Source organism: Pseudomonas sp. HAR-UPW-AIA-41 (assembly GCF_002304225.1).
In the GTDB taxonomy this organism is placed as follows: domain Bacteria; phylum Pseudomonadota; class Gammaproteobacteria; order Pseudomonadales; family Pseudomonadaceae; genus Aquipseudomonas.
This window is the reverse complement of record NZ_NSLB01000020.1, coordinates 1-15,514: the sequence shown is the minus strand read 5'-3', so window position 1 is coordinate 15,514 and position 15,514 is coordinate 1. Positions and strand designations below refer to the sequence as shown.

Here is a 15,514-nt window from a genome sequence, read left to right as displayed (position 1 = left end):
GCACACGCGGGTCAGAGCAGCGGTCAGAGTGGTTTTACCGTGGTCAACGTGACCGATAGTGCCGACGTTGACGTGCGGTTTGTTACGTTCAAATTTTTCCTTAGCCACGACAGTAAACCTCTTACTTAAAGGGCGGGATTAGCCTTGTTTTTTAACCAGCGCTTCGACGATGTTCGACGGCGCTTCGGCGTACTTGGAGAATTCCATGGAGTAGCTGGCGCGACCCTGAGACATGGAGCGAACGTCGGTTGCGTAACCGAACATCTCGCCCAGCGGAACTTCAGCACGGATCACCTTACCGGAAACCGTGTCTTCCATACCCTGGATCAGACCACGACGACGGTTCAGGTCACCCATCACGTCACCCATGTAGTCCTCGGGAGTTACCACTTCCACTTTCATGATCGGCTCCAGCACCTTGCCGCCACCCTTCTGGGCCAGCTGCTTGGTTGCCATGGAGGCAGCGATCTTGAACGCCATCTCGTTGGAGTCGACGTCGTGGTAGGAACCATCGAACACGGTCGCCTTCAGGCCGATGAGCGGATAGCCGGCAACAACGCCGTTCTTCATCTGCTCTTCGATACCCTTCTGGATAGCCGGGATGTATTCCTTCGGAACCACACCACCCACAACTTCGTTGGCAAACACCAGACCTTCGGTGATGTTGCCCTTCTCGTCCACATCGGCAGCAGAGAAGCGGATCCAGCAGTGACCGAACTGACCACGACCACCAGACTGACGAACGAACTTGCCTTCGATCTCGACGTTAACGCCGGTGATGGTTTCACGGTAGGAAACCTGCGGCTTACCGATGTTGGCCTCAACGCCGAACTCGCGCTTCATACGGTCAACAAGGATGTCGAGGTGCAGCTCACCCATACCGGAGATGATGGTCTGACCGGTTTCTTCGTCAGTCTTGACGCGGAACGACGGGTCTTCCTGAGCCAGCTTGCCCAGAGCAATACCCATCTTCTCCTGGTCAGCCTTGGTTTTCGGCTCAACAGCCACCGAAATAACCGGCTCCGGGAAGTCCATGCGCTCGAGGATGATCGGCTTGTCGCTGTCGCACAGGGTGTCACCAGTGGTGACGTCCTTCATGCCGATCAGAGCCGCGATGTCGCCAGCGCGCACTTCTTTGATCTCGTCACGCTGGTTGGCGTGCATCTGCACCATACGACCAACGCGCTCTTTCTTGCCCTTCACGGAGTTGATAACAGAGCTACCAGACTCCAGAACACCCGAGTAGACGCGAACGAAGGTCAGAGTACCAACGAACGGGTCGGTCGCGATCTTGAACGCCAGCGCCGAGAACGGGGCGTTGTCGTCAGCCGGACGCTCGTCAACGATTTCGTTGTCATCAGTGCTATCCGGATGGATGCCCTTGATGGCAGGAATTTCGGTCGGAGCAGGCAGGAAGTCGATCACTGCGTCGAGAACCAGAGGCACGCCCTTGTTCTTGAAGGAGGAACCGCAAACAGCCGGAACGATTTCGCAAGCGATGGTACGAGCACGGAGGCCGGCCTTGATCTCTTCGATCGACAGCTCACCCTCTTCCAGGTACTTGTTCATCAGCTCTTCGTTGGCTTCGGCGGCTGCCTCAACCATGTTGTTGCGCCACTCGTTGGCCAGGTCGACCAGATGCGCCGGAATCTCTTCCTCGCGATAGCTGGTGCCCTTGTCGTCTTCGTTCCAGTAGATGGCCTTCATCTTCATCAGGTCGATCTGACCTTCGAAGTCATCTTCAGCACCGATAGCCAGCTGAACCGGAACAGGGGTGTGACCCAGACGGTTTTTGATCTGACCAACAACGCGCAGGAAGTCAGCACCGGCACGGTCCATCTTGTTCACGTAAACGATACGCGGAACACCGTACTTGTTGGCCTGACGCCATACGGTTTCGGACTGCGGCTCAACGCCGGAAGTACCACAGAACACAACGACCGCGCCGTCGAGTACGCGCAGGGAGCGCTCTACTTCGATGGTGAAGTCAACGTGACCGGGGGTATCGATAACGTTTACACGGTACTTGTCGTACTGACCGCGCGAACCTTCCCAGAAGGTAGTGATCGCAGCGGAGGTGATGGTAATACCACGCTCCTGCTCCTGCACCATCCAGTCGGTGGTAGCAGCGCCGTCGTGTACCTCACCCATCTTGTGGCTGAGACCTGTGTAGAACAGGATCCGCTCGGTCGTGGTGGTCTTGCCCGCGTCAACGTGGGCACAGATACCGATGTTCCGGTAGCGGTTAATTGCTGTAGTACGAGCCATAAAGCCCTCGCAAAAGTAGGTAAGCCGTAATTAGAAGCGGTAGTGCGAGAACGCCTTGTTGGCCTCGGCCATACGATGCACGTCTTCACGCTTCTTGACAGCAGCGCCTTTGCCTTCAGCAGCATCCAGCAGCTCGCCAGCGAGGCGCAGAGCCATGGACTTCTCGCCACGCTTGCGGGCGAAGTCCACCAGCCAACGCATGGCCAGAGCATTACGACGGGACGGACGAACTTCGACCGGAACCTGGTAAGTAGCACCGCCTACACGGCGGGACTTAACTTCGACCAGCGGAGCGATGGCGTCGAGAGCTTTCTCGAAGATCTCCAGGGGATCGCTGTTCTTGCGCGCTTTAACTGCGTCCAGAGCACCGTAAACGATGCGCTCGGCCACAGCCTTCTTGCCGCTTTCCATCACGTGGTTCATGAATTTGGCGAGGATCAGGCTTCCGTATTTCGGATCGTCCAGAATCTCACGCTTTGCTGCTACACGACGTCTTGGCATTGATAAGCCCTCAAACGGTCTTCAGGTTAGCCCGGGACTATGACAACTGGTCACGCCCGACCTTACTCTTATCGACTCAATAAATAAGATTGGCGCCGAATCACTTCGGACGCTTGGTACCGTACTTCGAACGACCCTGCTTACGGTCTTTAACGCCGGTGGTATCCAGCGAACCGCGAACAGTGTGGTAACGCACACCCGGAAGGTCTTTTACACGACCGCCACGGATCAGCACGACACTGTGTTCCTGCAGGTTGTGACCTTCACCACCGATGTAGGAGGTGACTTCAAAACCGTTGGTCAGGCGTACGCGGCATACTTTACGCAGTGCCGAGTTCGGTTTTTTCGGCGTAGTGGTGTACACACGGGTGCACACGCCACGACGCTGCGGGCAGTTCTGCAGCGCAGGAACGTCGGATTTCTCGACGATACGCTTGCGCGGCTGGCGTACCAGCTGGTTGATAGTTGCCATCTATAGCTCCACTGTTGTCTTTCGACATAAACAAAATGGCAGGGCAAAACCCTGCCAAATTTCGGGGTACAAGAGTCTAAAGACCTTGCAAATCCCCGTCAAGGCAAAGCCCCGGGAACCGGGGCTTTGCTATTTCTTAGCTGGCGCTGGAGTTCAGCGCCTCAGTCAGTGCGGCTTCCACCTCACTGGCGCTTACGCGCACCGGCTTGTCGGCATCACGCTTGCGCTTGCGCTCGCTGTGATACGCCAGACCGGTACCGGCCGGAATCAGACGACCCACTACGACGTTTTCCTTCAGGCCGCGCAGATAGTCACGCTTGCCGGTAACCGCCGCTTCGGTAAGAACGCGGGTGGTTTCCTGGAAGGAAGCAGCCGAAATGAACGACTCGGTCGACAGCGAGGCCTTGGTGATACCCAGCAGCACGCGGTCAAACTTGGCGATGAACTTGTCATCCGCCGCCAGACGCTCGTTCTCGCCGAGGACGTGAGTCAGTTCCATCTGGTCGCCCTTGATGAAGCTGGAATCGCCGGACTCGGTGATCTCAACCTTACGCAGCATCTGACGCAGGATGGTCTCGATGTGCTTGTCGTTGATCTTCACGCCCTGCAGACGGTAAACGTCCTGAATCTCGTTGACGATGTACTTGGCCAGCGCGCTGACGCCCAGCAGACGCAGGATGTCGTGCGGATCGCTCGGACCGTCGGAGATCACTTCGCCGCGGTTCACTTGTTCGCCTTCGAAGACGTTCAGGTGACGCCACTTCGGAATCAGCTCTTCGTACGGGTCACTGCCATCGGTCGGAGTGATGACCAGACGGCGCTTGCCCTTGGTCTCCTTACCGAACGAAATGGTGCCGCTGATTTCTGCCAGAATCGAAGCTTCCTTCGGACGACGGGCTTCGAACAGGTCAGCAACGCGCGGCAGACCACCGGTGATGTCGCGGGTCTTCGAGGTTTCCTGCGGAATACGCGCAACCACATCACCCACGCCCACCTTGGCACCGTCGGTCAGGTTGACCAGGGCGTTGGCCGGCAGGAAGTACTGGGCCGGTACGTCAGTACCCGGCAGCAGCAGCTCCTTGCCATTGGCATCGACCAGCTTCACGGCCGGACGGATGTCCTTGCCAGCAGCCGGACGATCTTTGGCGTCCAGAACTTCGATGTTGGTCAGACCGGTCAGTTCGTCGGTCTGACGCTTGATGGTGATGCCCTCTTCCATGCCCACGAAGGTCACGGTACCGGTCATCTCGGTGATGATCGGGTGGGTGTGCGGGTCCCACTTGGCGACGATGGCGCCAGCATCAACCTTGTCACCTTCCTTAACGGAAATGACAGCACCGTAAGGCAGCTTGTAGCGCTCGCGCTCACGACCGAAGTCGTCAGCCACGGCCAGCTCGCCGGAACGGGAAACCGCAACCAGAGAGCCATCGGCACGCTCAACGTGCTTCAGGTTGTGCAGACGAATCACACCGCCATTCTTCACCTGGACGCTGTCGGCAGCCGAGGTACGGCTGGCGGCACCACCGATGTGGAACGTACGCATGGTCAGCTGGGTACCCGGCTCACCGATCGACTGGGCAGCGATAACACCGACCGCCTCACCGATGTTGACCTGATGCCCACGGGCCAGATCACGACCGTAGCACTTGGAGCAGATGCCATAGCGGGTTTCACAGCTGATCGGCGAGCGCACGATGACTTCGTCGATGCTGTTGCGCTCGATGAACTCGACCCACTGCTCGTCCACCAGAGTGCCGGCCGGCACGATGACTTCGTCAGTGCCCGGCTTGAACACGTCCTTGGCAATGACGCGACCCAGTACGCGCTCACCGAGCGGCTCAACCACGTCACCGCCTTCGATGTGCGGCGTCATCAGTAGACCATGCTCGGTGCCGCAATCGATCTCGGTCACCACCAGATCCTGCGCAACGTCAACCAGACGACGGGTCAGGTAACCGGAGTTCGCGGTCTTCAGTGCGGTATCCGCCAGACCCTTACGAGCACCGTGAGTGGAGATGAAGTACTGCAGTACGTTCAGACCTTCACGGAAGTTCGCTGTGATCGGCGTCTCGATGATGGAGCCGTCCGGCTTGGCCATCAGACCACGCATACCGGCCAGCTGACGGATCTGGGCGGCGCTACCACGAGCACCGGAGTCCGCCATCATGTACATGGAGTTGAAGGACTCCTGATCGACAGTCTTGCCTTCTCGGTCGACCACCTTCTCTTTCGAGAGGTTGGACATCATCGCCTTGGAGACTTCGTCGTTGGCCTTCGACCACAGGTCGATCACCTTGTTGTACTTCTCACCCTGGGTAACCAGACCGGAAGCGTACTGCGATTCGATTTCCTTCACTTCGGCGGTAGCCGCATCGATGATGCGTGCCTTCTCGTCCGGAATGACGAAGTCGTTCACGCCGATCGACACACCGGAGATGGTCGAGTAGGCGAAACCGGTGTACATCAGCTGGTCGGCGAAGATCACGGTGTCTTTCAGGCCGACAGTGCGGTAGCACTGGTTGATCAGCTTGGAGATCGCCTTCTTCTTCATCGACTGGTTGACCACGTCGAAAGGCAGACCTGCCGGCACGATCTGGAACAGCAGTGCACGGCCAACGGTGGTATCGACGATACGGGTACGGCGGGTAACCGAACCGTCCTTCTCGTTGACCACTTCGTTGACGCGGACCTTGACGCGGGCGTGCAGCGCGGCTTCGCCGGCGCGGAACACACGGTCAACTTCCTGCAGGTCGGCAAATACGCGGCCTTCGCCCTTGGCGTTAACGGCCTCGCGGGTCATGTAATACAGACCCAGTACCACGTCCTGAGAAGGAACGATGATCGGCTCGCCGTTGGCAGGCGACAGGATGTTGTTGGTCGACATCATCAGCGCGCGCGCTTCCAGCTGAGCCTCGAGGGTCAGCGGAACGTGCACGGCCATCTGGTCACCGTCGAAGTCGGCGTTGTACGCGGCGCAGACCAGCGGGTGCAGCTGGATGGCTTTACCTTCGATCAGTACCGGCTCGAACGCCTGGATGCCCAGACGGTGCAGGGTCGGAGCACGGTTGAGCAGTACGGGATGTTCGCGGATGACTTCGGCGAGAACGTCCCAAACCTCGGGCAGCTCGCGCTCGACCATCTTCTTGGCCGCCTTGATGGTGGTAGCCATGCCGCGGGTTTCCAGCTTGCCGAAAATGAACGGCTTGAACAGCTCAAGCGCCATTTTCTTCGGCAGACCGCACTGGTGCAGACGCAGGGTTGGACCTACGGTAATAACCGAACGACCGGAGTAGTCCACGCGCTTACCAAGCAGGTTCTGACGGAAGCGACCCTGCTTACCTTTGATCATGTCGGCCAAGGACTTCAGCGGACGCTTGTTCGAGCCAGTGATGGCGCGACCGCGACGGCCGTTGTCGAGCAGGGCGTCGACAGCTTCCTGCAGCATGCGCTTTTCGTTGCGCACGATGATGTCCGGAGCGGCCAGGTCGAGCAGACGCTTCAGACGGTTGTTACGGTTGATCACGCGGCGGTACAGATCGTTCAGATCCGAAGTCGCGAAGCGGCCACCATCCAGTGGAACCAGCGGACGCAGATCCGGCGGCAGAACCGGCAGAACGGTCAGAACCATCCACTCAGGACGGTTGCCGGAGCCCTGGAAGGCTTCCATCAGCTTCAGGCGCTTGGACAGCTTCTTGATCTTGGTTTCCGAGTTGGTTTGCGGAATTTCTTCACGCAGGCGGCCAATCTCGTGATCCAGGTCGATGGCACCCAGCAGCTCGTAAACGGCTTCGGCGCCCATGCGCGCATCAAAGTCGTCACCGAACTCTTCCAGGGCTTCGAAATACTGCTCGTCGTTCAGCAGCTGGCCCTTTTCCAGGGTGGTCATGCCCGGGTCGATCACCACGTAGCTCTCGAAATAGAGCACGCGCTCGATGTCACGCAGGGTCATGTCCAGCAGCAGGCCGATACGGGACGGCAGCGACTTCAGGAACCAGATGTGGGCGACCGGCGAAGCCAGCTCGATGTGGCCCATGCGCTCACGACGCACTTTGGCCAGAGCCACTTCCACGCCGCACTTCTCGCAGATCACACCGCGGTGCTTGAGGCGCTTGTACTTGCCGCACAGGCACTCGTAGTCCTTGACCGGGCCAAAGATCTTGGCGCAGAACAGACCATCGCGCTCAGGCTTGAAGGTACGGTAGTTGATGGTTTCCGGTTTTTTTACTTCACCGAAGGACCAGGAACGGATCATCTCGGGCGAGGCCAGACCAATACGGATGGCATCGAACTCTTCGATTTGACCCTGGTTTTTCAGCAGATTCAGCAAGTCTTTCAAGGCCTTTCCTCCTCACGGACCCGCTGCGACCGGCCTTGACCGGGCGCAGCGTGGGGCGTCACGTGTTATTCGGTTTCCAGTTCGATGTCGATACCGAGCGAACGGATTTCTTTGATCAGCACGTTGAAGGATTCCGGCATGCCGGCTTCCATACGGTGATCGCCGTCCACGATGTTCTTGTACATCTTGGTCCGGCCGTTCACGTCGTCCGACTTCACGGTCAGCATTTCCTGCAGGGTGTAGGCGGCGCCATAGGCTTCCAGTGCCCAGACCTCCATCTCCCCGAAACGCTGGCCACCGAACTGCGCCTTACCACCCAGCGGCTGCTGGGTAACCAGGCTGTAAGAGCCGGTGGAACGTGCGTGCATCTTGTCATCGACCAGGTGGTTCAGCTTCAGCATGTACATGTAGCCAACGGTGGTGCGGCGCTCGAAAGCATTGCCGGTACGACCGTCGAACAGCTGCATCTGACCGCTCTCCGGCATGTCTGCCAGTTTGAGCATGGCCTTGATCTCGGTTTCCTTGGCACCGTCGAACACCGGAGTGGCCATCGGCACACCCTTGCGCAGGTTGTTCGCCAGCTCCAGTACTTCCTGGTCGGAGAGCGAATCGATGCTCTCGGTGCGGCCACCGATTTCGTTGTAGATCTCATTGAGGAACTTGCGCAGCTCGGCGAGCTTGCGCTGTTCTTCCAGCATGCGGTTGATCTTCTCGCCCAGCCCCTTGGCCGCCAGGCCCAGGTGGGTTTCGAGGATCTGACCGACGTTCATACGCGACGGTACACCCAGCGGGTTGAGCACGATGTCGACCGGAGTACCGGTTTCGTCGTACGGCATGTCTTCAACCGGCATGATCACCGAGACCACACCCTTGTTACCGTGACGACCGGCCATCTTGTCGCCCGGCTGGATGCGGCGCTTGATCGCGAGGTAAACCTTGACGATCTTCAGCACGCCCGGCGCCAGGTCATCGCCCTGCTGCAGCTTGCGCTTCTTGTCTTCGAACTTGTCGTCGAGCAGCTGACGGCGGTCGGAGATGTAGGCCTGGGCCTTCTCCAGCTGCTCGTTCAGCGCGTCTTCGGCCATGCGCAGCTTGAACCACTGGCTGTGCTCCAGACCGTCGAGGTACTCGTCGGTGATCACGGCGCCTTTCTTCAGACCAGCACCGCCTTCAGCCTTGGCACCAACCAGAGCGAAACGCAGACGCTCGAAGGTTGCACCTTCGACGATACGGAACTCTTCGTTGAGGTCCTTGCGGATCTCGTCGAGCTGCATCTTCTCGATGGACAGGGCGCGCGAGTCGCGCTCCACGCCGTCACGGGTGAAGACCTGCACGTCGATAACGGTACCCTTGGTGCCAGTTGGCACGCGCAGGGAAGTGTCCTTAACATCGGACGCCTTCTCACCGAAGATCGCACGCAGCAGCTTCTCTTCCGGAGTCAGCTGGGTCTCGCCTTTCGGGGTGACCTTACCGACCAGAATGTCGCCAGCCATGACTTCAGCGCCGACGTAAACGATACCGGCTTCGTCCAGCTTGTTCAGCGCAGCCTCACCCACGTTCGGGATGTCCGCGGTGATTTCCTCTGGGCCAAGCTTGGTGTCACGGGCCACACAGGTCAGTTCCTGAATGTGGATCGTGGTGAAACGGTCTTCCTGAACCACACGCTCCGACAGACAGATGGAGTCTTCGAAGTTGAAGCCGTTCCATGGCATGAACGCAACGCGCATGTTCTGACCCAGCGCCAGTTCACCCATGTCGGTGGACGGACCGTCGGCCATGATGTCGCCACGCGCAACCACGTCACCCTTCTGCACCAGCGGACGCTGGTTGATGCAGGTGTTCTGGTTGGAACGGGTGTACTTGGTCAGGTTGTAGATGTCGACACCCGCTTCGCCGGTTTCGACTTCATCGTTGGCTACGCGAACCACGATACGGCTGGCGTCGACGGAGTCGATCACACCGCCACGGCGGGCCACGACGCAGACACCGGAGTCACGCGCAACGTTGCGCTCCATGCCGGTACCTACCAGCGGCTTGTCGGCGCGCAGGGTCGGCACAGCCTGACGCTGCATGTTGGAGCCCATGAGTGCACGGTTGGCGTCGTCGTGCTCGAGGAACGGAATCAGCGAGGCAGCGACAGAAACGACCTGCTTCGGCGAAACGTCCATCAGGGTGACGTCTTCCGGCGCCTTAACGGTGAATTCGTTCAGGTGACGGACGGCTACCAGCTCATCGACCAGCATGCCCTTATCGTTCATGGTCGCAGAAGCCTGAGCGATCACGTGATCGGCTTCTTCGATGGCGGACAGGAACACGATCTCGTCGGTAACCAGACCAGCCTTGACCACACGGTACGGGCTTTCCAGGAAGCCGTACTGGTTGGTGCGGGCGTAGGTTGCCAGAGAGTTGATCAGACCGATGTTCGGACCTTCAGGGGTCTCGATCGGGCACACGCGGCCATAGTGGGTCGGGTGTACGTCACGGACTTCGAAGCCGGCGCGCTCACGGGTCAGACCGCCTGGGCCGAGTGCGGAAACGCGGCGCTTGTGGGTGATCTCGGAGAGCGGGTTGTTCTGGTCCATGAACTGCGACAGCTGGCTGGAACCGAAGAACTCCTTGATCGCGGCAGCCACCGGCTTGGCGTTGATCAGGTCCTGCGGCATCAGGCCTTCGCTTTCGGCCATCGACAGACGTTCCTTGACCGCACGCTCAACGCGCACCAGACCAACACGGAACTGGTTCTCGGCCATCTCGCCAACGCAACGCACGCGACGGTTACCCAGGTGGTCGATGTCGTCGACAATACCCTTGCCGTTACGGATGTCGACGAGAGTCTTCAGAACCGCAACGATGTCGTCCTTGTTCAGTACGCCCGAACCTTCGATCTCGGTGCGACCGATACGACGGTTGAACTTCATGCGGCCGACAGCGGACAGATCGTAACGCTCAGCGCTGAAGAACAGGTTGTTGAACAGGGTTTCGGCAGCTTCCTTGGTTGGCGGCTCGCCGGGACGCATCATGCGATAGATCTCGACCAGCGCTTCCAGTTGGTTGCTGGTGGAGTCGATCTTCAGGGTGTCGGAAATGAACGGACCACAGTCGATGTCGTTTGTGTAGAGGGTTTCCACACGCACAACCTGAGCCTTGGCCAGCTTGGCCAGCAGGTCAGCGGTCAGCTCGGTGTTGCACTCAACCAGAATCTCGCCAGTAGCCGGGTGAATGATGGCTTTGGCAGTGGTACGGCCCAGCATGTACTCGACGCTGACGTCGAGTTGCTTGATACCGGCCTTTTCCAGCTGGTTGATGTGGCGGGCAGTGATACGACGGCCCTGCTCAACGATAACCTTGCCCTTGTCATCCTTGATGTCGAAGGCGGCGATTTCACCACGCAGACGCTGCGGAACCAGCTCCAAGCTGATGCCTTCACCGTTCAGGTGGAATACGTTGGTGGCATAGAAGCTGTCCAGCACTTCTTCAGTGCTGTAGCCCAAAGCGCGCAGCAGTACAGAGGCCGGCAGCTTGCGGCGACGGTCGATACGAACGAACACGCAGTCCTTCGGATCGAACTCGAAGTCCAGCCAGGAGCCACGGTAAGGAATGATACGCGCGGAGTACAGCAGCTTGCCGGAACTGTGGGTCTTGCCACGATCGTGGTCGAAGAACACACCCGGGGAGCGGTGCAGCTGGGAAACAATCACACGCTCGGTACCGTTGATGATGAAGGTACCGTTTTCGGTCATGAGCGGAATTTCGCCCATGTACACTTCTTGCTCTTTGATGTCCTTGATCGCCTTGTTCGACGATTCACGATCAAAAATGATCAGACGGACTTTTACCCGCAGCGGCACGGCGAAGGTCACGCCACGCAGCACACACTCTTTCACATCAAAGGCCGGCTCACCCAGGCGATAACCGACGTACTCGAGAGCGGCGTTGCCGGAGTAGCTGATGATCGGGAAAACCGACTTGAAGGCCGCATGCAGGCCTACGTCACGAAGCGATTCCTTGCTGGCACCCGCCTGCAGGAATTCGCGATAGGAGTCCAGCTGGATGGCCAGGAGGTAAGGCACATCCATGACGTCCGGCAACTTGCTAAAGTCCTTGCGGATACGTTTTTTCTCAGTATATGAGTAAGCCATCAGCGTTCCCCAGCTTGGTCACCTGCTTATTTGGCCCCTCCGGAGGGAGTGACCAGAAAATCGTGCAAACCCCTTGGTTTGCGCCACCTCGTCGGGTGGAGTTCCGTCCAGACCGCCGCGTTATCAACAGCGGCCTAGAACGGAAAAAGGCCGGTGGCAATTGCCACCAGCCATCAGCCTGTCGCTTAACGCTTGGGCTGTAGACGCAAGGTCGTCGCTTACTTGAGCTCGACTTTGGCGCCAGCTTCTTCCAGCTTCTTCTTGGCGTCTTCTGCAGCTTCTTTGGTCAGACCTTCAGCTACGACCTGAGGAGCGGTGTCTACCTTCTCCTTGGCTTCTTTCAGACCCAGACCGGTCAGTTCACGAACAACCTTGATCACGTTAACTTTCTTGTCGCCGGCTTCAGCCAGAACAACGTTGAACTCGGTTTGTTCTTCAACTACAGCGGCAGCAGCAGCCGGGCCAGCTGCAACAGCAGCAGCGGCGGTAACGCCGAACTTCTCTTCCATCGCCTTGATCAGTTCAACGATCTGCATGACGGACATTTCGGATACGGCGTTGATGATGTCTTCGTTGGTCAGAGCCATGACTCTAATTCCTGTATTGGGGTGACAGCCTTCGCGGCCATCAAATTAAACAAATAACGTTGAAAGGGACGACGTGCCTGAATTAGGCAGCAGCGCCTTCTTTCTGGTCGCGAATAGCCGCCAGAGTACGAGCCAGCTTGCTGGTAGCGCCTTGAATAACGCTCATCAGCTGTGCAACGGCTTCGTTGTAGGTCGGCAGAGTTGCCAGTACGTCGATCTGATTAGCTGCGAGGTATTGACCCTCGAACGCAGCTGCCTTGATCTCGAACTTTTCCTGACCCTTGGCGAACTCCTTGAAGATACGAGCGGCAGCGCCCGGATGTTCGTTGGAGAAAGCGATCAGGGTCGGGCCTTTGAACACGTCGTTGAGGACTTCAAACTGAGTGCCTTCAACGGCGCGCTTGAGCAGGGTGTTACGTACAACTTTCACGTACACGCCAGCTTCGCGGGCCTCTTTACGGAGTCCGGTCATTGCGCCGACAGTCACGCCGCGGGCATCAGCCACAACAGCGGACAGACCGGCTTTGGCAGCCTCGTTGACTTCAGCGACGATGGCCTTCTTGTCTTCGAGTTTAATTGCCACGGGTTTACTCCTGGATGTTACCGTTTCGTCAAGCCGAGGCTCGACGGCGTTTTGGTGTCTGATTCGGTAAACGAATCGGGAGCACCATCTGCGTAGGCTTTAGGTTTAAGGCTTGCGCCGCCTACGGTCTTGGATAGCCCCCGCCAGGCAGGGACCCCAATAGTTGGGGCGAAGGCTAGCCTTCGCCCCGTATCACTTAGGCTTCCAGAGAAGCCTGATCGATCTGCAGACCCGGGCCCATGGTGGTGCTCAGGGTTACGCGCTTGACGTAAACACCCTTGGCAGCCGACGGTTTCAGGCGCTTCAGATCGGACAGCAGAGCTTCGACGTTCTGCTTCAGTTTGGCCGGCTCGAAATCAACCTTGCCAACGGAAGCGTGAATGATGCCGTTCTTGTCAGTACGGAAACGTACCTGACCAGCCTTGGCATTCTTCACAGCAGTCGCAACGTCCGGAGTTACGGTACCGACCTTCGGGTTCGGCATCAGGCCACGCGGACCCAGCACCTGACCCAGCTGACCGACTACGCGCATGGCGTCCGGAGAGGCAATGACCACGTCATAGTTCAGATCGCCTGCTTTCATTTCGGCAGCCAGATCATCCATACCGACTTTGTCAGCACCAGCAGCCAGAGCAGCTTCAACGCCCGGCCCCTGAGTGAACACGGCAACGCGAACGTCTTTACCGGTGCCATTCGGCAGCACGGTAGCGCCACGTACAACCTGGTCGGATTTACGCGGATCAACACCGAGGTTGATCGAAACGTCTACGGACTCTTTGAACTTGATGGTCGACAGTTCCGCCAACAGTTTGGCGGCGTCTTCGAAACCGTACTGCTTGCCGGCTTCAACTTTCTCGGCAATTGCCTTCTGGCGCTTGGTCAGCTTAGCCATTACACACCCTCCACGTTCAGGCCCATGCTACGAGCAGAACCGGCGATGGTACGCACGGCTGCATCCAGGTCAGCGGCAGTCAGATCAGCCTGCTTGGCCTTAGCGATCTCTTCCAGCTGAGCACGGGTAACAGTGCCGACTTTCTGGGTGTTCGGGCGAGACGAACCGCTGCTGATACCGGCTGCTTTTTTCAGCAGTACGGAAGCAGGGGTGCTCTTGGTTTCGAAAGTGAAGCTACGGTCACTGTAAACAGTGATGATCACTGGAGTCGGCAGACCAGGTTCCATACCCTGAGTCTTGGCGTTGAACGCCTTGCAGAATTCCATGATGTTCACACCGTGCTGACCCAGAGCGGGACCAACGGGCGGCGACGGGTTGGCCTGGCCGGCCTTCACTTGCAGCTTGATATAAGCCTGAATCTTCTTAGCCATTTAAAACTCCAGTATCGGGTTCGAACGCCAAAAGGCTCCCCGCTTGCTAGCATTTGCCCCAGTGACGACAAAACCCCGCAACCACTGGCTGCGGGGTAATGGGGCCTTTCGTTCGATCAGACCTTTTCGACCTGACTGAATTCCAACTCCACCGGAGTGGAGCGACCGAAAATGAGCACAGCCACCTGGATGCGACTCTTTTCGTAGTTAACTTCTTCAACCACACCATTGAAGTCAGCGAACGGACCATCCACCACACGGACAGTCTCACCCGGCTCAAACAGTGTTTTCGGCTTCGGCTTGTCGCCACTGTCAGCAACGCGACGCAGGATCGCCTCAGCCTCTTTCTCGGTGATCGGGGCCGGCTTATCAGCCGTACCACCAATGAAGCCCATCACACGAGGAGTATCTTTGATGAGGTGCCAAGTGCCCTCATTCATTTCCATCTGAACAAGCACGTAGCCAGGAAAGAACTTGCGCTCGCTCTTGCGCTTCTGGCCATTGCGCATTTCAACCACTTCTTCAGTGGGAACCAGAATCTCGCCGAACTGATCTTCCATTCCGGCCAGCTTCACACGCTCAACCAAAGAGCGCATTACATGCTTCTCGTAGCCCGAGTAAGCATGCACAACATACCAACGCTTAGCCACGGGACACCCTTAGTCTACGATCATAGAAACGAGCCACCCCAGCAGGGAGTCAAGCCCCCACAGCAGGAGCGACATCACCAGAACAACAGCCACTACAACCAGAGTGGTCTGCGTGGTTTCCTGACGAGTAGGCCACACAACCTTGCGGATTTCTGTCCGCGCTTCTTTCGCCAACTGCAAGAAAGCCGCACCCTTGACCGTCTGCAGAGCCACAAAGCCCGCAACAGCCGCTAGCGCAACCAGAGCAAGTACGCGATACAGAATCGGCGACGCGGAGAAATATTGATTACCCGCAACACCAGCAGCCACCAAAGCAGTAACAACCACCCACTTCAGCGCATCGAAGCGACCATCTTTGGCTTCAGCCTTGGCACTCATCTGCAATAAATCCTGTACAAGAAACGCCAGATCCACAAAGTGAAATCTGGCAGGCCAGGAGGGAATCGAACCCCCAACCTGCGGTTTTGGAGACCGCCGCTCTGCCAATTGAGCTACTGGCCTGTAACGAAGTCAGGCCGACCATTATGCCGGCCTGACAGGACAAGATCAACCGATTATTACTCGATGACCTTGGCAACCACGCCGGCACCAACGGTACGGCCGCCTTCGCGAATCGCGAAGCGCAGACCATCTTCCATGGCGATCGGCTTGATCA

The 15,514-nt window shown here is 58.1% G+C and carries 12 protein-coding genes, 1 tRNA gene and 1 pseudogene; all 14 read right to left on the bottom strand.

Annotation, left to right across the window (positions count from 1 at the left end; translation table 11 throughout):
• Nucleotides 1-108 (bottom strand): GTP-binding protein (locus CK486_RS17585; protein WP_236699086.1); only part of this gene is annotated, 108 nt, incomplete at its 3' end.
• Nucleotides 109-138: 30 nt separating this feature from the next.
• Nucleotides 139-2,268, bottom strand: coding sequence for an elongation factor G (fusA, locus tag CK486_RS17580; protein WP_095941598.1), 2,130 nt, complete (start codon nt 2,266-2,268; stop codon nt 139-141).
• Between the two features lie 30 nt (nt 2,269-2,298).
• Nucleotides 2,299-2,769: a 30S ribosomal protein S7 gene (gene rpsG, locus CK486_RS17575; protein ID WP_095941597.1), complete on the bottom strand. Its 471-nt coding sequence runs from the start codon at nt 2,767-2,769 to the stop codon at nt 2,299-2,301.
• A gap of 100 nt (nt 2,770-2,869) precedes the next feature.
• Nucleotides 2,870-3,241, bottom strand: coding sequence for a 30S ribosomal protein S12 (rpsL, locus tag CK486_RS17570; protein WP_021217014.1), 372 nt, complete (start codon nt 3,239-3,241; stop codon nt 2,870-2,872).
• 136 nt (nt 3,242-3,377) lie between these two features.
• Nucleotides 3,378-7,577: a DNA-directed RNA polymerase subunit beta' gene (rpoC, locus tag CK486_RS17565; protein WP_095941596.1), complete on the bottom strand. Its 4,200-nt coding sequence runs from the start codon at nt 7,575-7,577 to the stop codon at nt 3,378-3,380.
• A 65-nt stretch (nt 7,578-7,642) separates the two neighbouring features.
• On the bottom strand, nt 7,643-11,716 hold the full coding sequence (gene rpoB, locus CK486_RS17560) for a DNA-directed RNA polymerase subunit beta (RefSeq protein ID WP_095941595.1): 4,074 nt from the start codon (nt 11,714-11,716) through the stop codon (nt 7,643-7,645).
• Nucleotides 11,717-11,934: 218 nt separating this feature from the next.
• The gene (gene rplL / locus CK486_RS17555; RefSeq protein ID WP_095941594.1) at nt 11,935-12,303 is read right to left on the bottom strand and encodes a 50S ribosomal protein L7/L12; all 369 of its coding nucleotides are present in this window, start codon (nt 12,301-12,303) and stop codon (nt 11,935-11,937) included.
• 82 nt (nt 12,304-12,385) lie between these two features.
• Entirely contained in the window at nt 12,386-12,886 is a 501-nt protein-coding gene (gene rplJ, locus CK486_RS17550) for a 50S ribosomal protein L10 (RefSeq protein ID WP_095941593.1), read from the bottom strand.
• A 196-nt stretch (nt 12,887-13,082) separates the two neighbouring features.
• Nucleotides 13,083-13,778, bottom strand: coding sequence for a 50S ribosomal protein L1 (gene rplA / locus CK486_RS17545; RefSeq protein WP_095941592.1), 696 nt, complete (start codon nt 13,776-13,778; stop codon nt 13,083-13,085).
• Nucleotides 13,778-14,209: a 50S ribosomal protein L11 gene (gene rplK / locus CK486_RS17540; protein WP_095941591.1), complete on the bottom strand. Its 432-nt coding sequence runs from the start codon at nt 14,207-14,209 to the stop codon at nt 13,778-13,780. Before rplK ends, rplA begins: the two co-directional genes overlap by 1 nt.
• Nucleotides 14,210-14,325: 116 nt before the next feature.
• On the bottom strand, nt 14,326-14,859 hold the full coding sequence (nusG, locus tag CK486_RS17535) for a transcription termination/antitermination protein NusG (RefSeq protein ID WP_095941590.1): 534 nt from the start codon (nt 14,857-14,859) through the stop codon (nt 14,326-14,328).
• A 9-nt stretch (nt 14,860-14,868) separates the two neighbouring features.
• Nucleotides 14,869-15,237, bottom strand: a complete 369-nt coding sequence (gene secE, locus CK486_RS17530; protein ID WP_095941589.1) for a preprotein translocase subunit SecE — start codon at nt 15,235-15,237, stop codon at nt 14,869-14,871.
• 47 nt (nt 15,238-15,284) lie between these two features.
• Nucleotides 15,285-15,360, bottom strand: a tRNA-Trp gene (locus tag CK486_RS17525).
• A 56-nt stretch (nt 15,361-15,416) separates the two neighbouring features.
• A pseudogene (locus CK486_RS17520) lies at nt 15,417-15,514 on the bottom strand (elongation factor Tu); the annotation flags it as partial.

Bases quoted from the DNA above. Each gene is read 5' to 3' on its own strand.
- rplK (WP_095941591.1), bottom strand. From the start codon at position 14,209: ATGGCTAAGAAGATTCAGGCTTATATCAAGCTGCAAGTGAAGGCCGGC.
- rpsG (WP_095941597.1), bottom strand. From the start codon at position 2,769: ATGCCAAGACGTCGTGTAGCAGCAAAGCGTGAGATTCTGGACGATCCG.
- fusA (WP_095941598.1), bottom strand. From the start codon at position 2,268: ATGGCTCGTACTACAGCAATTAACCGCTACCGGAACATCGGTATCTGT.
- rplA (WP_095941592.1), bottom strand. From the start codon at position 13,778: ATGGCTAAGCTGACCAAGCGCCAGAAGGCAATTGCCGAGAAAGTTGAA.
- secE (WP_095941589.1), bottom strand. From the start codon at position 15,237: ATGAGTGCCAAGGCTGAAGCCAAAGATGGTCGCTTCGATGCGCTGAAG.
- rplL (WP_095941594.1), bottom strand. From the start codon at position 12,303: ATGGCTCTGACCAACGAAGACATCATCAACGCCGTATCCGAAATGTCC.
- rpsL (WP_021217014.1), bottom strand. From the start codon at position 3,241: ATGGCAACTATCAACCAGCTGGTACGCCAGCCGCGCAAGCGTATCGTC.
- rpoB (WP_095941595.1), bottom strand. From the start codon at position 11,716: ATGGCTTACTCATATACTGAGAAAAAACGTATCCGCAAGGACTTTAGC.